This window comes from Ruegeria sp. HKCCA5426 (genome assembly GCF_013034585.1).
GTDB lineage: Bacteria > Pseudomonadota > Alphaproteobacteria > Rhodobacterales > Rhodobacteraceae > Ruegeria.
This window is the reverse complement of record NZ_WQGH01000003.1, coordinates 64,512-81,535: the sequence shown is the minus strand read 5'-3', so window position 1 is coordinate 81,535 and position 17,024 is coordinate 64,512. Positions and strand designations below refer to the sequence as shown.

Sequence of the window (17,024 nt, the reverse complement as noted above, 5' to 3'; positions counted from 1 at the left end):
GGTGTTATCAAATATCAGCGCCCCGAAACCCCTTGAGTTATTGAATATCGCGCCGAGCCATGCGCAGGATGCAGCCTATGAAACAGATCTTCTCTTCTCTGGCTGTCTGCGCCCTGATATCGGTCGGTACTGCCGCATCCGCGGCGGGATGCTATGCCGATTACAAGGCCAAACAGGACAATCCTTTGCGCCTGCACTACGGCGTCATGCAGGTATCCGCCTGCGACAAGGGCAAGGCAAAAAAAGAGATCTCGCAACGCCTGCGCGGCTCAGGATGGACCTTGCTGAACGTGATGTCGGTGTTTGGGCCGGATGGGTTGGACAAAAGGAAGGCCAATGCCGGAAAATTCTATCTCCGTTACTGAAGCGCGGCGATCCGGGACACGGCTGGTCGGCGTCGGCATTGCGGCGATCGTTCTGATTCTGATAACCGCCGCCATTTTTCTGTTCTGGACCTTGCCAGACGCCAACGCCTTTAACGCGCGCGTTGAGCGGCTGTTTGTCGAAAGCGACCTGACCTCGCCGGCCGAGATCCGCCTGCTGGAAATTCTCGCACAATCGGGAACAGCCTTTGCGGATACTCTGTCCAGCTACAGGATGGTCATTTTTGTTCTTTTGGTCTTCGCCAGCACCATGCTCGTCACGGCGCTGGTGTTTCTGGTGATGCTCGTGCTGCTGAACCGACGGATGGCGCAGATCGAAAGGACGGGCATTCAGGTGACCTCGTTGCTGATCAGCCGCGAAGAAAACACGGTTTATCTGAACAATATGGACTTCAAACTGACACCTGCCGCGATGGAAACGCTGGCGGTTCTGGCCGAGTCCAGACTGGACGACGAAATGCTGTCCGGCGCCCAGATTGAGGCCGTCATTTCCGGCAAAGACGCCTCGGATTGCGAAGAAGCCGCTGGTGCGACGCGGATCAAGCGGCTGCGTGATGCCTTAGGAAACCAGATGGTCAGTGAGTTGCTGGTCAAGAATATCGCTAAGAAAGGCTATATGTTGTCGATCGACAAAGATGTAATTCAGATGGTCTGACCAAACGGTTCCGCACACTGGTTATCCGGGAAACCGTCATCTCTGCCCCTTGGAAATTCGGGAAAAATGCCCATCATTAGGGAACCCGCGCCTCGGAGGTTGATCATGAACGTCCACGCCACACCGCAATCCACAGGGTATCGAATTTCGGTCGAATCGTTGAACGGATCGGTCGCGATCTACCGCGGCGATGTGCTTTTGGCCAAAAGCGATAATGCCAAGGTCATGTATGAAACCCGGCTGTCCCCAACAATCTACATCCCCCGCGAGGACGTATGTGCGGATCTTGGCGAAGAGACCGAGTTGCAGACCTTTTGCCCATTCAAAGGAACCGCGACCTATCACGACGTCGTTTTGAACGGTCAACGCCTGCAAAACAGTGTCTGGGCCTATGAAGAAGCTTTGCCGGAAAGCGAAGCGATTCAGGGTCATATCGGTTTCCTGTCGTCAGCCTATGACCGGATCGACCTAGGCGAAAATCGGCTTCGGGAACCCGATGATGGCAGTATCAGCGGTCCTTTGATTGACTGGCTGATGCGCGGCGCGTCCGAGCTTACGACCTCTGGAGACTTCACCAAGGCGCTGGCCGAGAAGATGCTGGAACACGGGATAGCGATTCAGCGCCTCAGCATTCTGGTCTGGTCGCTACACCCCCTGATCGCAGGTAAACACTATATCTGGGAAAAGGGTGAAGCCGAAATCTCAACCAACGTGCCCACATACGAAATTCACGATCACCCGGCCTATATCAACAGCCCGCTTCGGCATGTTTCGAACGGGCTGGGTGGTGTGCGCCAAAGGCTGAATGACGACAACCCTCACAATAGCTTTCCAATCATGGAGGATTTGCGCGCCAAGGGGGCAACCGACTATGTCGCAATGCCGCTTCCCTTTTCGGACGGCCGCACCAATGTACTGACGTTGACCTGCGATCATTCCGATGGCTTCACCACGGAAAATCTGGGGTTGGTGTTTGAATGCTCATCGGTCATTGCACGGTTCTACGAAGTCTTCATGCAGCGTGAAAACGCGCAGGTTCTGCTAGAGACCTATGTTGGCAAGCGATCGGGCGCACGCGTTCTGGGGGGCGAAATCCGGCGTGGCGATGGTGACGAAATCGACGCGGCCATCATGTTTTGTGATCTTCGCAACTCGACCATCCTGGAAGAGCGGCTTGGGCGAACGGACTATATTGTCCTGCTGAATGACTTTTTCGACACTGTGTCGGATATTGTGCACGATAATGGCGGCGAGGTTCTGAAATTCATCGGCGACGCGGTTTTGGCCGTTTTTCCGGAAGGTGACGATGCGATGACCGCCCGCAGCAACGCGCAGCGTACGGCCGTTGAAATCGTCGAGAAGCTGGGCGATCTGCGTCAGGCGGGCTCTGACCTGCATTGTGACTGTTCTATTGGCGTTGCCTATGGGCGTGTGACATACGGCAATGTCGGCTCACGCGAACGGCTGGACTTTACGGTTATTGGGCAGGCCGCAAACATCGCGGCGCGGTTAGGTGAATACGGCAAGACGGTGGATCACCGGATCGTCGTGTCGGCTGACATAGCACCCGCCTGCGCCGACGCCGTGCCATTGGGGGACGTTAAGCTTCACAATGTTTCACGGCCTGTGTCGTCCTTCGCGCTCAGAACTTCGGCGGATGCTGTGCTGAATTCCTGAGCCAGTCGCAGTCCTGCAGCATGTTGGTGTCTGGCCAAAGCGGAAACAACTGAACGGCCCGGCCCTTAAGACGAGCGCGTTGATGAATTCAGCCCCCAAGAAGAATTAACGCAGTTTGTGAGGGTGATATCGTGCTTTGGAGCTGTGCGACCTGGCTTCGCGCCAGAAATTGGTCCGTCAGCCGATTGATCGCCGCCTTATCCGAAAACTGCGCCAGATCATCTGAACCAGTGAGACCTTTTAACCTGTTCTTGAACTCAACAAGCTGTTTGTCGATATCCAACTGAGCAAAGCTTGAAGGAAGGCCAAGCGCTGTTTCCATCATGTTGCGCAATGGCGGCAGGCCCATCAAGTCGAACCATTTGGTGTCAGCCCCACTTTCCTGAACTGCCAATTCCGCCAGAGCATGTTGCGCATACAGTGATATGCGCATTGTCTCATCACGCTCACCCACGGCGACCTCAAACCGTGAGACCAAGTTGTCCTGCGCGATATCTTCCATAAAACTCTGAAGACCGGTTCGGCGAATTTCACCCGGACCCAGACCGAAAGCCTCGGAAAATTCGCGATATCGTTTGTCCGACAACCGATTGGACAGCGCGTCCTCGGCGGATGTGCCGTCAGACAGCACTTTTTGAATGAAAAAACGGTTATTCAGATCACCTTCCAAACCGAAAGCGCCCAGCGCCACCTGCAGCAACCGGCGATCCGAGACCAGATCTTCGGCTGTCAGAACCTTCCCGATGTTTTCCAGAAAATACCGGGTTTCTCGTTCATTCGCCTCCGACGCGGAAAAACTCTCTAGCTGTGCGTCATAACTACGCTGAAGAAAGCGCCACCCCACGATGCCCCCGACCGGTACAACAGGTTGAAACGTCATTGCCGGTAAGCCATCAACCGCTCTTCCCTCGGCAGCAGCGCGCGAAGAGACTTAAGGCACTTGTAATACTGCTCTGCCAGCAGCGCATCGGTGGCTTCCGAAAGGACCTTGCGGCTGTTTGCATCCGTGAACACCTGGCTCAACTCTTCAACGCGGCGCAATAATTGCTGTCTTGCGTCCTCAGGCTCCATGTCTCCTGACAAAACTAGCTGCGCGGCATAGCACACGCGGCGCACAGGCGTATTGACCTCGTCCGGGTGAATAGCATCGCGCAGGCGCAAGACATTCGCTTGCGGCGTCATAATTGAAAACCGACTGCGCCGATCCCCGTTTTCCAAGACGACTCCGTTGATCAACACCCGCTCTTTTGGGGCGAGTTTCAAAACCAGCCCGCCCATTAAGTTGCCCTCATCTGTCGCAAACCGCGCAGGACGGCCATGTTGATTTCAAGCAACGGATCGACACTTGCCTTCTTTCCCAACACCTGACTGCTGTGCTGCTCGGTGAACTCGGCCAGATAGAAAATCCGCGCGCGCAGTTCGTTCGGAAGAGCATTTTCTGAATCCGCAACGCCGCTAGCCAGAACTGACCACAAACGACGATTTTCATGCAATGCCTGAACAAATCCGCCAAAGTCGGATTTCTGTCGGGCGGCAGCGGCTTTGAGGCGATGTGTGATTTTCGAAATGGCCTCGTATTCGGTATCCCGTGGCGTACGTGTCGGAGCCGCGGTTTGGGCATAGGCGCGGTGTGCCATGGTTTGCGGTGTCACTTGAAATCCTTCCAATAGTCCGTCTTTTGGCAATCAGAGTCGGGGCGCCTTTCTTACGCCCCGACCAGGGTTTTAAGATTAACGGAACAACGACAGGACTGACTGCGGAGCCTGGTTCGCGATCGACAGAGACTGTGTGGCCAACTGCTGTTGAACCTGCAAGGCCTGTAGACGGGCCGAGGTCTCTTCCATGTCGGCGTCCACCAGCGAGCCGATACCGGACTTAAATGAATCTGCCAGATTCGAGATGAACTCTTTCTGGGTTTCAATCCGGCCCTGCGACGAGCCAAAGGCCGCCGAGGCGTCAATGGCGGTGTCGATCAGACCTTCGATGGTGCCCAGAGCAGCGGTTGCGCCCGCTGCGGTGGATACATCGATGCCAGCCAGCGCACCCAGACCGCCGGAACCGGCATTGGCAAACTGGCCACTGACAGTCAGGTCATTGCCACCAGCGTTAGTGAAATCAAGGGTGCCCGGCGTGCCGCTGTCATAGTCCACGGTCAAACCGGTGATGCCCAGATCATCAATCTTGCCTTTCAGGGCAACGGCAACGATATCAGCCGTGGTTGTTGCCGCCGCATCGTCTGCAGTCACGGTGTAAGACACAGTCTGATCGCCAACGGTCAGGCTGACACTGTCCCCGGCAGCAAAGGCCGTGGCGTTTTCTGCAATTTCAATCTGCTCGTTGCCGCCACCATTATCCAGCGCGATAGCTACGGTATCACCGTTTGCAGACGCCCCCGCCGAACTGCCCGAGAAGATGTCATTGGCTGTGTAACCACCAACCGACAGATCCTGTCCAGCTACGGTGATCGACGAGTCGGTCACGGCACCAGTCGAATCGCGGTCCAGCGAGGACAAGATCGAGGCCGAGGCCGCCGATCCGTTGACAAGGTTGAGCCCGTTGAACTGGGCTGCCCCAACAACGGCAGTGATCTGATCGCGCAGGGCGGTCACGTCCGCATTGATTTTGCCGCGATCCACGTTGTCTTCCTGCGCCGCGACGATCTTGCCCTTCATCTGGTTCAGAAGGTCGGTCACAGTTTCCGAGGCATTCCGCGCCACCGCAACGGTCGATTCACCCAGCGCCAGACTGTCCTTGATCGCGTTAAAACCCTTCACATCGGATTCCATGACTTTCGAGATGGCCCAGACTGCCGAATTGTCCTTGGCCGTCGCCACATCTTTACCGGTCGAGATCGCGTTCTGGGTCGTGGCCAGGTTCTTGTTGACCGATTTCAGGGTTTGCAGCGCAACCATAGCGCCGTTGTTGGTCAGAATGGACATAACGTCTTCCTTTTTTCGTATGGGCCCTTTGTGCCCGTGCCAACCCCGCACCACCTGCGGGCTTTAACGTCTTTCTGATCACTGCGATCGGCCGTCCGGCTGTTCGCGCCACCTGCCATTTCAGGTGCGTCGCCACCATTGCCGCCGATCCCCTAACGGAGTGCTAAGACCCGCAATCCGGAAAATTCGGATTTGAATCAAACCCGACGCTAGGCGCGTTTCTCCAACGTGGCGTTGCTGCGAACCGCAAAGCCTTTGCGTTGTCCGTCGGCGCTGTAGGTGCTGAGCTCGTTTCGAACACGGCGAAGTTCGGCCATACGATCGGCAACGGCCCGAATCCCGTCGGCCGCACTGTTAAGAAGCGCCTGATTCCTTTCGACCTTCCTCTGAAGCCGAACAAGTTCATCACTTTCCCGAACCGGAAACTGGTTGAGCGCGCCAATCAACTTTTCCTTTTCGGGCATCATTTGACCCAACCGATCCAGATCGCCCTGCACAAGCGCGTTCCGCTCAAGGTCCAGAACCTCTTCAAGTGACGTGATCACGTCAGACTCGGATTTACTCGGCATCGGCCTTCTCCATCAGGGACTGGAACAGAACGTCTTGCAGGCCGACCCCACCGGCCTTGGCCAACTGATGCGCCTGCTGCTGAACCAATAAAGTCGAAAACTGGTCCTCACCGGCCCCACCGCCAAAAGACTGGCGACCTTTGCCCAACCCTGCGGATTTCAGCATCTCGGCCAGAAAAGTTGCCTCAAGCTCAACCGCTGCGGTTTTTAGTCTTTCGACCGAGGACGGGGGCATTGGTTGGGAAACGGGGACAGATACTTTCATCACTTTCTCCGAAATTTGCATCGAACTTTGTCGAACAAAGATGAAAGCGGTTAAAATAAACGTAACTTCCTGCGGTCAGATTTCGGTTCACACAACCGGAGTCGGAGCAAAATGCCCAACCCTCTTTTGACAGCGATCGCCCCGTCCAACGCCAATGCCAAAGCTGGCGGATCGTCCACTGATATGCCTGAGCAAAAGGCGGAAAGATCGTTTGAAGCCGTTCTGGAAGAACAGATCATACAACAGGCTGAAGACGCCCATCCTACTGAAGATCCGGTTCCGGAAACCGGGGGGGACCCGTCGGAAACGGTCGAAGACGGCGAGCCGATGGACGCAACACCAAACATCGTGGCCATTCCAGGTGTCGCGTCGCGACAGGTTTCATTGTCCGAACCAAAGGGCGAGGTTCAGGGCAAAAGCCTTGCCGTTTGGGCGTCCAGCGACCATTCAAACGATTCTGTTTCGGACCAACAAAACGGGGTAGAAATCGCGTCAGGCGGCTTTTTCAAAGGCCACCCTGACGTTTCTGCAGATGATCCTGTGACAGAGGTTCAGCCTGTCCGAACGGAAAGCCTAGCGCGTAACGCTCCAGCGTCTGCTGAGGGTAGACTCTTGCACAGCGCAAGGTTTGGTATGCAGCCCGCCCCGGACCAAGCCAGGCCCGCACCCGCTGAGTTGCCGAAAACGGATGCTGTTCCCAGCCCTGAGGCAGCGGACGGCACACCGCAGGTAAAGGCCCCTTCCGCGCCGGACAAGGCGCAGCAATTCGTCCAAATGCAATTGATGGCAAAGCAGGACACCCAAGCTGAGGCTGAGGTTCCGGACATGGAGGCACCTCAACAGCTAAGGGACAATTCCCCTTTGCAGACTACTCGGGAACCCACCTCAGCCGTGCATGCACTTGGGGCAAACGTTCGCGCTGAAGTGGCGCGCGCCATTGCCGGGCAGATGGCCGCCGTCATACATACGCGACCTCAGGCCGGGGCGATAGAAATAGCATTGAACCCCGAAGAGCTGGGGCGCGTTTCTATCGTACTGAATGGCCGCGACGATGGCGTCCACCTGACAATCGCGGCCGAGCGCCCGGAAACGCTGGACATCATGCGCCGCCATATTTCCGTTCTTGAGGCAGAGTTCAGGGCCCTTGGTTTCGGCGATCTGTCTTTCGACTTGGGATATTCATCTGATGCCCAACAGAATGGTCAGGACGACATGGCCCAATCGCCATTTGAACCAGAGCGGGAGGCCCCCTCCCCTTCAAATACACAGGTCCCATCGCGCGTTGGTGCGTCTGGGCGCATCGACATAAGGCTTTGACATGATCAATCCGACCACCTCCACCATGCAACCCGGCGCTCAGACACCGGCCTCTCAGCCTCAGACAACGGGGTTAGAATCAGATTTTGAGACATTCCTTTTGATGCTGACCGCTCAGGCGAAAAACCAGGACCCACTGGAGCCTTTGGATTCATCGGAATACGCGTCGCAACTGGCACAATTTTCAATGGTCGAGCAGCAGGCACAAACCAACGCGTTGCTGTCCGGCCTGTCCGTGTCGATGGGCAATGTCGGGTTGGAACAACTTGCGGGCTGGGTTGGAATGGATGTGCGATCGGCCTCGGCCTTTCAATTTGACGGTGCGCCGGTCAAACTGTTCGCGCAACCCGACGTCGCCGCAAGCTCAGCATCTATCGTGGTTCGGGACGCCAATGGAACGGTCGTCGACCGCGTCCCGGCATCCCCCAGCTATTCCGAGTTCGTGTGGACCGGGACAGACAGCGCTGACAATTCAGTTCCTGCAGGGACCTATTCCGCCACGTTGGAAAGCTATGATGGAGAGGATCTGCTGTCCGACCAGACAGCATCAGCGTATAACCGCGTCGTAGAAGCACAGGCCGTGGATGACGCGCTGTTGCTAACGCTGGAAAGCGGGCAAGTTATACCCGTCAGCATGGTAAGTGCCGTACGATCTGGAACTTGATCTGACGGCCAAGGCAGGCCAAAGCTTTGCCAGATTCGACTCGCTTACAGAACTGGTGAACCTTCTGCCCGACCAAACCGCCCCACCACGTGATCTTGTTGACCACCTCCGCAGCACGGGTATTGTCGACGCCAGTGCCCGGTTTCAGACATTGTATGGGGGCCGCACCAATCAGGTCTGGAAGGTTCTGGGCGGTGACGGGGACAAAGTGCTGAAACTCTATCGGTCCAAGCTGCGCAATCCGCTGTTTCGCAACGACGCCGAACTGGAAGCCCGATGCCTGAATGCGCTGGAACCGATGGGCTTTGCGCCACGCCTGCGGGCAACGGGCAAACACGACAACGGCCTTTGGGTGTTTTATGATCACGCGCCCGGGTCACCATGGCAGTCAGAAACAACCTGCGTTGCCGCTTTGCTGCGCAAACTGCACATGCTGAACATCTCGATAGACGTGCCCTCAGGGCGCAACGGCAGCGCCGATCTTGCGCATCAGACGCAACAAATTCTGGACATGTGCCGTTCGGATCAAAAGGCACAACTTGCGCGATTGCGCCCTGTCAGCCCGGTGCCTGCAACAAACCACACCTGTTTGGTTCACGGTGACCCGGTTGCCGGAAACATACTGGTGGATGCAACGGGGCTGACGCTCATTGATTGGCAGTGCCCGGCCCGTGGCGATCCCTGCGAGGATATCGCACTGTTCCTGTCGCCCGCGATGCAACAGCTTTATCGCGGTGCCCCGTTGCGCGCAGCCGAAGAGGCGCAGTTCCTGTCTGCCTATGACCAACCTGAGATAACGCACAGATACCGCGAACTACAAAAGTGGTTTGCGTGGCGGATGGCGGCATATTGTCTGTGGCGCATAGAAAATGGTGCGACCGATTACTCAGCCGCATTGGATTTGGAAATCGCAGCCCTTGGGTAATATCAAAGATCGGCAAGCGACATCATTGCATATGCCGGTGGAAGCAAAGCACGCCGCCAGAACCCAAGCGGGAAACGGCCGGGAATTTGGCCAATCACCTCTGGCAGCCCCGCATCCTGCCCCAAGACCAATCGGGACAGGGCACGCCCGCAATAGGTGCCCATCGCGACACCATTTCCGTGATACGCAAACCCGGCAAATAACCCTGATTGCCCCGGCACCGCCCCGGCAAACGGAGTCAGATCGCGGGACAAACACACCATGCCGGACCACATATGCGTGACGTCGACATGCGCCCATTCGGGGAACATCTTCCGAAAGTCCGATTGAACCTTTTGACGAATTGCAGCTTCGGCCCTGGCCGATGACCGCAAACCACCGCGCATACCGAACAGGAACCTCCGGTCCGGCATAAGACGGAAGTAATGCAACAGGTTGCGCGTATCGTATGACATCTGATCCGTGGTCCAGCCCTGAGCTTGCAACTCACCCTCGGACATTGGGCGCGTCACAAGAACCGTTGACTGGGTGGGCATGTAGCGGCCTGCCATCCAGTTTGGGATATCTTCGCTTGAATATCCGTTGGTGCAGATCAGAACATTTTCAGCGCGCACCCGGCCTGCCGCTGTACGAAGGTCAAAACCGCGCGCGGATTTCTGTAGGGCGTGCACACCAGTTTTCTGAAACAGCTTCGCACCGGACTTAGCTGCCGCTTTCGCAAGTCCGAACAGGTATTTTCTGGGGTTCAGGCCGAAACCGACCGGATTGGTGTATCCGCCATGAAACGCCCCCCCGATGCCAAGCCCGGGAAGGTCCTGAGCCTCGTGCAGCACTCCGGATGCGTCTGCGTTTCGGCGAAGTTTTTCCATTGCACGCGCGGTGTGGGCCAGTTGGGTTTCCCCTTTTGAATGGGTTTCCGCGTTGATCCCGTGGGCGTCCAACAACTCGGCAACAAGGTGAACCGCCTCTGCTTCTGCCGCGTCATAGCGTTCAGCAGCCGGGGCACCGTAAATCCGCGCCATCGCTTTGTGGCTGAGTTTCGAGCCACCGAGACAGCAAAACCCACCATTCCGGCCCGACGCGCCCCAACCGGGTGTTTCAGCCTCGAGCACGGCAACAGAAACCCCGGCGTTAGCCAGATGCAGGGCCGCAGACAGACCCGTGAACCCTGCCCCGACGATGGCTACATCAACACTCAGATCGCCCTGCAGGTCCGGCCAATCCGGAGCGGCGATTGTCTCGTCCCACCAACAGCCCTCACGCGGGCCGGAGCCATAGGTGTAATCCGGGAACAGCCGTTTCATTCGGTACGGGCCGCCGCCATCTCATCCTGTTTCTGCCGCATCATGGCGCGTTTTGTGACCAAAGACGCGGTGATGACGCCCACGGTCACAACAGCAATCATCAACGTCGACAGCGCGTTGATCTCGGGGCTGACCCCCAGACGCACGGCCGAGAATATCTTGATCGGCAAGGTTGTCGCCGACGGCCCCGAGGTGAAGGACGCAATCACCAGATCGTCCAGCGACAGGGTAAAGGCCAGCAACCAGCCCGAGATCACGGCAGGCGCAATGATCGGCAACGTCACCAGGCGAAACGCTTGCGCGGGCGAACAACCAAGGTCCAGAGCGGCCTCTTCAAGCGACTGATCGAACGTCACCAAACGCGACGAGACAACGACCGAGACGAAACACATCGAAAAGGTCGTATGCGCCAGCACGATGGTTAGGATACCGCGATCAAGTCCGATGCCGATGAACAACAGCAACAGCGATAGGCCCGTGATCACCTCGGGCATGACCAGCGGGGCGTAAATCATGCCGGAAAACAGCGTGCGCCCAAAGAACCGCCCGCCACGCACCAGCACATAGGCCGCGGCGGTACCCAAAACAGTCGCCAGCGTTGACGAAAAGACGGCCACCCGGATCGTGACCCAGGCGGCATCCAGAAATGCCTCGTTCTGGACCAGCTCACCATACCATTTGGTCGAGAATCCGGCCCAGACGGTGACCAGTTTGCTTTCGTTGAAGGAAAAGATGATCAGGATGATCATCGGGATGTAGAGGAACGCAAATCCCAGTGTCAGCGAGACCGCGTTGAACCAGCTTAGCCTGTTCATTGCTCGGCCTCCGTCTGTTTCTGCTGGTTGCGCTGGAACAGCACGATCGGGATCACGAGGATCAGCAACAGCACAACGGCCACGGCGCTGGCAACGGGCCAGTCGCGGTTCGAGAAGAACTCCTCCCACAGCACCTTACCGATCATCAGCGTACCCGAACCGCCCAGAAGCGAGGGGATCACGAACTCGCCGATCACCGGGATCATGACCAGGAAACAGCCCGCGATGATACCGGGGCGCGACAGTGGGATCGTCACCAGCCAGAATGCCTGCACGCGCGAACAGCCCAAATCTTCGGCGGCCTCGATCAGAGATTCATCCATCCGCTCCAGCGCCGAATAGATCGGCAGGATCATAAACGGCAGATAGGTGTAGACGATCCCGATATAGACCGCAGTCTGCGTGTTCAAAATGGTCAGCGGGGTCGAAATGATGCCCGTCCAAAGCAGAAGCTGGTTCAAGTAACCTTCATTCGACAGGATGCCCATCCACGCGTAAACGCGGATCAGGAATGAGGTCCAGAAGGGCAGGATCACCAGCATCATCAGCGTCGGTCGCCATTCGACCGGCGCGCGGGCCATGCCATAGGCGATGGGATAGCCCACCAGCAGCGTGAAAAACGTGGAAATCACAGCGATCTTGACGCTGGACAGGTACGCCTTCCAATACAGGTCGTCCTCGGTCAGCCAGATGAAGTTCTCAAAGTCCAACTGGCTGAAGAAATCCTTTATCCCCGCCCAGCCCTGCGAAAAGTCCAGAGTCGGTGTATAAGGCGGAATCGCCAACGCGATATCCGACAGCGAGATTTTCAGGACGATGAAGAACGGCACCAGAAACAGCGCCAGCAGCCAGACATAGGGAATGGCGATCAGGAACGCGCGGCGCATCAGTCGGCCAGCAGAACCGCAGCCGTTGCTGTCCAGGACAGCCAGACCGGGTCTTCCCAAGTGAATGAACGGCGTGAGATGCGGCGGGTATTGGCCGTCTGCGCCTTGATGATCGTGCCGTTGGGCAGCTCAACGTGATAGGTGGACAGGTTGCCCAGATAGGCGATGTCATGCACCTTGCCCTGCACAGCGTTGATCGCATCTGCCGGACGGTCGGCGGAAATCGTTACCTTTTCGGGTCGGATCGCCAGGTGGCAAGCCTGCCCCTGCGAAAGCCCGTTGGCCGAGGTCGCTGTCAGCGGGGCCTGCCCTTCGGCCCAGTCGATCTGATAGGTATCCTCGCCATTGGCGGAGGCACGGCCCTCGATGATATTCACGTCTCCGATAAAGTCGGCGACATAGACCGAGGTCGGGTTCTCATAAATCCGATCCGGGGTAGCGACCTGCATCAGTTTGCCCTGATCCATAACGGCCACGCGGCTGGCCACGGTCATGGCCTCTTCCTGGTCGTGGGTCACGATGACAAAGGTGGTGCCGGTCTTTTCCTGAATATCCATCAGTTCAAACTGCGTGTCCTGCCGCAGTTTCTTGTCCAACGCACCCAGCGGTTCGTCCAACAGCAGCAGCTTGGGCGCCTTGGCCAGAGACCGGGCCAGCGCCACCCGCTGCCGCTGCCCGCCCGAGATCTGGTGCGGTTTGCGGCGCGCAAATTGCGTTAGCCGGGTCAGGCGCAGCATTTCCTCGACCCGATCTTCAAGATCGTGCTTGGGCATGTTGTCCCGGCGCAGGCCGAAAGCGATGTTTTCCCAGATGCTGAGGTGTGGAAACAGCGCATAGGACTGGAACATCATGTTCACCGCCCGTTTGTTCGGCGGGATCGGGTCGATATCCTGACCACCCAGCATGATGTGGCCTTCGGTGGGCGTTTCGAACCCCGCCAGCATCCGCATCATCGTGGTCTTGCCGCAGCCTGACGGCCCCAGCAGAGCGAAGAATTCTTTCTCGAAAATATCCAGAGACAGGTTGTCGATCGCCGTAAAGTCGCCAAATCGTTTGGTGACATTCTGGAACTGGATCAAGGGTTTCGCCTGCGGGTCCTCCCACGGCGCAAATACATCAGAGTTCACTACGGCCCCCGTTCGGCAATCTGGAAAAAGGGCAAGGCGGACATGCCGCCCTGCCTTGGTAAATCGGATCAGGTGCCCGATTTGATCTTGGTCCACAGACGGGTCACGACCCGCTGCGTTTTCGCCGGATAAGGCGTGGTGATGTAGAGGTTCTGCATCGTCGCATCATCCGGATAGATCGCCGGATCACCGATCACGTCTTCCTCAAGGAACTCTTGCGACGCCTGGTTGCCGTTGGCGTAGTACACATAGTTCGACGCCGCAGCCATGTTGTTGGCATCCAGAATAAAGTTCAGGAACTTGTGTGCGCCCTCAGGGTTCGGAGCATCCGCCGGAATCGCCATCTGGTCGAACCACATCAGCGAGCCTTCGGCAAACGGGTGGTATTCGATCTCGACCCCGTTATCGGCCTCGGCCGCACGGTCACGCGCCTGCAGAATGTCACCAGACCAACCCACGGCCACGCAGATATCGCCATTCGCCAACGCATTGATGTATTCCGAGCTGTGGAACTTTTGGATATGCGGGCGGACACTGGTCAGAACTTCTTCGACCTTTTTGATGACGTCCGGATCATGGCTGTCCGGGTCTTCACCCAGATACTGCAAGGTCATCGGGATCATTTCCGCTGGTGCGTCCAGGAAATGCACACCGCACGCAGCCAGCTTTTCCATGTTTTCTGGCTTCAGCACCAGATCCATGCTGTTCAGGGCAACATCGTCGCCCAGCGCCTCTTTGACCTTGGCGACATTCACACCGATACCGGTGGTGCCCCACATGTAGTTGATCGAATAGGCGTTGTTCGGGTCGTATCCGGCGGTGCGTTCCTGAATGACGTCCCAAAGATTGCCCGAGTTGGACAGTTGTGACGCGTCCAGTTCCTGAAACGCTCCGGCCTGAATCTGACGCTGAAGGAACGTGCCGGACGGGACAACCACGTCGTACCCCGAACCTCCAGCCAGCATCTTGGTTTCAAGAACCTCGTTGCTGTCAAACACGTCGTAGATGAGGGTCAGACCGGTTTCTTCCTCGAACTTCGTCAGAAGCTCTTCGTCGATATAGTCGGACCAGTTGTAGACACGCACTTCTTCGGCGAAGGCTGCCGAAGTCCCCAGTGCGATGGCCGCTGTCATGGTCAGCGTTTTGATTGACATTTTATTCTCCCTGCAAGTGTCCGGGTATTTTCCCGTTTTTTTGGATTTGATCAAGTTTTGCGTTTTCCCCCGATCCCGCGTATGGTTTCACGAGGTCAGGCACCTGGCAAGTCAGCATCATTGGAAACAGGGCAAACCAATTGGATTTGATCAAAAATAAGGCGGTCGGGTCGTCCGGCAGTGGGCCAAAGCGGCCTGCACACGAACAGGTTTATCATTCACTCAGATCGCAGATCATGTATGGCGATCTGGTTCCCGGGCAGCCCGTCACCATTCAGGGGCTGACTGATTCGCTAAACGCCGGAATGACCCCCGTGCGTGAGGCTATCCGGCGGTTGATTTCCGACGGAGCACTGGTGTTCCAAGGAAATCGACGGGTCAGCGTGCCTATGTTGTCAACGCGTGACGTCAAGCAGATGATATATGCAAGAATATCAATAGAATCAGAGCTTTCACGGCAGGCAACGGCCAATCTAACACCTGCGGACGTCGATCATTTGGAACGCATTGATCAACAGTTGGATCAAACAATCGCCGATGGGGATGTCAGCGGCTACCTGCGTTTGAATCATCTGTTTCACGAAACGCTCTATGCTCATGCCGACGCGCCGATTCTCAATGATCTGGCGGAACGCCTGTGGCTCCGGTTCGGGCCGTCCCTGCGTGTGGTCTGTGGCCGATTCGGAACCCAGAGCCTTCCTGACCGCCACAAGGATATTATCCGGGCGCTTCGTGATCAAAACGCCGATCTTGTTGCAAAAGCAACCGCTCAGGACATCGAACAGGGGATGGAGCTCATGGCGGACTCACTTGCGAACGTCTAGATCAGCGCGATTCGATTGACAGGGAAAAATTTGATCATATTGTGATCACCAACCGCTCTTGCAGGAGATTCCCTGATGTCGACCATCACCAATCACATGCCAACCGCCGAATTGCAGGCGCTTGACGCAGCCCATCACATGCATCCGTTTTCAGCCAATGGCGCGCTGGGGAAAGAAGGCGCGCGCGTCATCACCCGTGCCAAGGGCGTCTATCTGACTGACAGTGAAGGCGAAGAAATTCTGGACGCCATGGCGGGCCTGTGGTGCGTGAATATCGGCTATGGCCGCGACGAACTGGCCGAGGTCGCCGCCCGCCAGATGCGAGAGCTGCCCTATTACAACACCTTCTTCAAAACCACACATGTTCCCGCCATTGCGCTGGCCAATAAGCTGGCCGAACTTGCGCCCGGCGACCTGAACCATGTCTTCTTCGCCGCTGGCGGGTCCGAGGCCAACGACACCAATATCCGTCTGGTGCGCACCTATTGGGCCGAAAAAGGCCAACCCGACAAGAACATCATCATCAGCCGCCACAACGCCTATCATGGTTCGTCCGTCGGTTCGGCCTCGCTTGGGGGCATGGCCGGAATGCACGCGCAGGGCGGCATTCCGATCCCGAACATCCACCACATCAACCAGCCGAACTGGTGGGCCGAAGGCGGTGACATGTCGCCCGAAAACTTTGGCCTGGCCCGCGCGCGTGAGTTGGAAGAGGCGATTCTGGAACTGGGTGAAAACCGCGTCGCGGCCTTCATCGCCGAACCCGTGCAGGGCGCGGGCGGTGTAATCGTGGCACCTGACACCTACTGGCCCGAAATCCAGCGTATCTGCGACAAGTACGACATCTTGCTGATCGCGGATGAGGTCATCTGCGGGTTCGGCCGCACCGGCAACTGGTTCGGGTCACAAACCGTGGGTATCCGCCCGCATATCATGACCATCGCCAAGGGCCTCAGTTCGGGCTACGCGCCCATCGGTGGCTCAATCGTCAACGATGAGATTGCCGAAGTCATCGGCGGAACCGAGTTCAATCACGGCTACACCTATTCCGGCCATCCGGTTGCGGCTGCCGTTGCGCTGGAGAACCTGCGTATCCTTGAAGAGGAAAAGATCGTCGAGCACGTCCGCGACGTCGCCGCGCCATACCTCAAGGAAAAGTGGGAGGCGTTGACCGATCATCCGCTGGTGGGTGAGGCAAAGATCGTTGGCATGATGGCCTCGATTGCCCTGACCCCGGACAAGGCCAGCCGCGCCAAGTTCGCCTCGGCCCCCGGCACAGTAGGCTATATCTGCCGCGATCGTTGTTTTGCCAACAATCTGATCATGCGCCACGTTGGCGACCGTATGATCATTTCGCCGCCGCTGATCCTGACCCCGTCAGAGATTGACGAGATGTTCGTGCGTATCCACAAATCGCTGGATGAGGCACAAACCGACATCATCGAACAGGGTTTGATGAAAGCCGCATCATAAGCGGCATTTGACCTTGTTTGGGAACTGAAACGGGCGGCTCTTTGGA

The 17,024-nt window shown here is 57.2% G+C and carries 19 protein-coding genes; 8 read left to right on the top strand and 11 right to left on the bottom strand.

Going from position 1 to position 17,024, the window contains the following annotated elements; translation table 11 throughout:
• The first annotated feature begins 77 nt into the window (after positions 1 to 77).
• The 3 genes from GOV87_RS05525 to GOV87_RS05515 all read left to right on the top strand — a co-directional run bounded on the left by GOV87_RS05525 (position 78) and on the right by GOV87_RS05515 (position 2,715).
• Positions 78 to 365, top strand: a complete 288-nt coding sequence (locus tag GOV87_RS05525) for a hypothetical protein (protein WP_171126380.1) — start codon at positions 78 to 80, stop codon at positions 363 to 365.
• A complete protein-coding gene (locus tag GOV87_RS05520) occupies positions 337 to 1,038 on the top strand; it encodes a helix-turn-helix domain-containing protein (protein ID WP_171126381.1) in 702 nt (233 codons plus the stop codon). Before GOV87_RS05525 ends, GOV87_RS05520 begins: the two co-directional genes overlap by 29 nt.
• A gap of 105 nt (positions 1,039 to 1,143) precedes the next feature.
• Positions 1,144 to 2,715, top strand: coding sequence for a DUF427 domain-containing protein (locus GOV87_RS05515; protein ID WP_171211118.1), 1,572 nt, complete (start codon positions 1,144 to 1,146; stop codon positions 2,713 to 2,715).
• Positions 2,716 to 2,803: 88 nt separating this feature from the next.
• On the opposite strand, the gene GOV87_RS05510 is transcribed toward GOV87_RS05515, so the two are convergent.
• The 6 genes from GOV87_RS05510 to GOV87_RS05485 all read right to left on the bottom strand — a co-directional run bounded on the left by GOV87_RS05510 (position 2,804) and on the right by GOV87_RS05485 (position 6,488).
• Positions 2,804 to 3,595 (bottom strand): DUF1217 domain-containing protein, encoded by a 792-nt coding sequence (locus GOV87_RS05510; RefSeq protein ID WP_171211117.1) that lies wholly within the window; start codon positions 3,593 to 3,595, stop codon positions 2,804 to 2,806.
• On the bottom strand, positions 3,592 to 3,993 hold the full coding sequence (gene flbT, locus GOV87_RS05505) for a flagellar biosynthesis repressor FlbT (protein ID WP_171211116.1): 402 nt from the start codon (positions 3,991 to 3,993) through the stop codon (positions 3,592 to 3,594). The genes GOV87_RS05510 and flbT overlap by 4 nt, the downstream gene beginning before the upstream one ends.
• Complete coding sequence (gene flaF / locus GOV87_RS05500) at positions 3,993 to 4,367, bottom strand: flagellar biosynthesis regulator FlaF (protein WP_171124508.1); 375 nt, start codon at positions 4,365 to 4,367, stop codon at positions 3,993 to 3,995. Before flaF ends, flbT begins: the two co-directional genes overlap by 1 nt.
• Positions 4,368 to 4,445: 78 nt before the next feature.
• Positions 4,446 to 5,654 carry a flagellin gene (locus tag GOV87_RS05495; RefSeq protein WP_171211115.1) on the bottom strand — a complete coding sequence of 403 codons (1,209 nt, stop codon included), beginning with the start codon at positions 5,652 to 5,654 and terminating at the stop codon, positions 4,446 to 4,448.
• A gap of 209 nt (positions 5,655 to 5,863) precedes the next feature.
• On the bottom strand, positions 5,864 to 6,223 hold the full coding sequence (locus GOV87_RS05490) for a flagellar export chaperone FlgN (RefSeq protein ID WP_171124510.1): 360 nt from the start codon (positions 6,221 to 6,223) through the stop codon (positions 5,864 to 5,866).
• Positions 6,213 to 6,488, bottom strand: coding sequence for a rod-binding protein (locus tag GOV87_RS05485; RefSeq protein WP_254447316.1), 276 nt, complete (start codon positions 6,486 to 6,488; stop codon positions 6,213 to 6,215). Before GOV87_RS05485 ends, GOV87_RS05490 begins: the two co-directional genes overlap by 11 nt.
• Before the next feature lie 111 nt (positions 6,489 to 6,599).
• Here GOV87_RS05485 and GOV87_RS05480 point away from each other — a divergent pair, with 111 nt between their 5' ends.
• From GOV87_RS05480 to GOV87_RS05470, 3 genes are read left to right on the top strand one after another with little or no spacing between them, the layout of a single operon-like run.
• Complete coding sequence (locus GOV87_RS05480) at positions 6,600 to 7,805, top strand: flagellar hook-length control protein FliK (protein WP_171211113.1); 1,206 nt, start codon at positions 6,600 to 6,602, stop codon at positions 7,803 to 7,805.
• A gap of 1 nt (position 7,806) precedes the next feature.
• On the top strand, positions 7,807 to 8,469 hold the full coding sequence (locus tag GOV87_RS05475; RefSeq protein WP_171211112.1) for a flagellar hook capping FlgD N-terminal domain-containing protein: 663 nt from the start codon (positions 7,807 to 7,809) through the stop codon (positions 8,467 to 8,469).
• The gene (locus GOV87_RS05470; protein ID WP_371813464.1) at positions 8,447 to 9,394 is read left to right on the top strand and encodes a phosphotransferase family protein; all 948 of its coding nucleotides are present in this window, start codon (positions 8,447 to 8,449) and stop codon (positions 9,392 to 9,394) included. The genes GOV87_RS05475 and GOV87_RS05470 overlap by 23 nt, the downstream gene beginning before the upstream one ends.
• A gap of 2 nt (positions 9,395 to 9,396) precedes the next feature.
• On the opposite strand, the gene GOV87_RS05465 is transcribed toward GOV87_RS05470, so the two are convergent.
• The 5 genes from GOV87_RS05465 to GOV87_RS05445 form a co-directional block, all read right to left on the bottom strand.
• Entirely contained in the window at positions 9,397 to 10,698 is a 1,302-nt protein-coding gene (locus GOV87_RS05465) for an FAD-binding oxidoreductase (protein ID WP_171211111.1), read from the bottom strand.
• Positions 10,695 to 11,513, bottom strand: a complete 819-nt coding sequence (locus tag GOV87_RS05460; protein WP_171124520.1) for an ABC transporter permease — start codon at positions 11,511 to 11,513, stop codon at positions 10,695 to 10,697. Before GOV87_RS05460 ends, GOV87_RS05465 begins: the two co-directional genes overlap by 4 nt.
• A complete protein-coding gene (locus GOV87_RS05455) occupies positions 11,510 to 12,400 on the bottom strand; it encodes an ABC transporter permease subunit (RefSeq protein WP_171124522.1) in 891 nt (296 codons plus the stop codon). The genes GOV87_RS05460 and GOV87_RS05455 overlap by 4 nt, the downstream gene beginning before the upstream one ends.
• The gene (locus GOV87_RS05450; RefSeq protein ID WP_171211110.1) at positions 12,400 to 13,527 is read right to left on the bottom strand and encodes an ABC transporter ATP-binding protein; all 1,128 of its coding nucleotides are present in this window, start codon (positions 13,525 to 13,527) and stop codon (positions 12,400 to 12,402) included. The genes GOV87_RS05455 and GOV87_RS05450 overlap by 1 nt, the downstream gene beginning before the upstream one ends.
• Positions 13,528 to 13,595: 68 nt before the next feature.
• Positions 13,596 to 14,681: a polyamine ABC transporter substrate-binding protein gene (locus GOV87_RS05445; RefSeq protein ID WP_171124526.1), complete on the bottom strand. Its 1,086-nt coding sequence runs from the start codon at positions 14,679 to 14,681 to the stop codon at positions 13,596 to 13,598.
• A 140-nt stretch (positions 14,682 to 14,821) separates the two neighbouring features.
• On the opposite strand from GOV87_RS05445, the gene GOV87_RS05440 reads away from it, so the two are divergent.
• Both GOV87_RS05440 and GOV87_RS05435 read left to right on the top strand, forming a co-directional pair.
• On the top strand, positions 14,822 to 15,505 hold the full coding sequence (locus GOV87_RS05440) for a GntR family transcriptional regulator (RefSeq protein WP_171124528.1): 684 nt from the start codon (positions 14,822 to 14,824) through the stop codon (positions 15,503 to 15,505).
• A 75-nt stretch (positions 15,506 to 15,580) separates the two neighbouring features.
• The gene (locus GOV87_RS05435; protein WP_171211109.1) at positions 15,581 to 16,978 is read left to right on the top strand and encodes an aspartate aminotransferase family protein; all 1,398 of its coding nucleotides are present in this window, start codon (positions 15,581 to 15,583) and stop codon (positions 16,976 to 16,978) included.
• Positions 16,979 to 17,024: the final 46 nt, after the last annotated feature.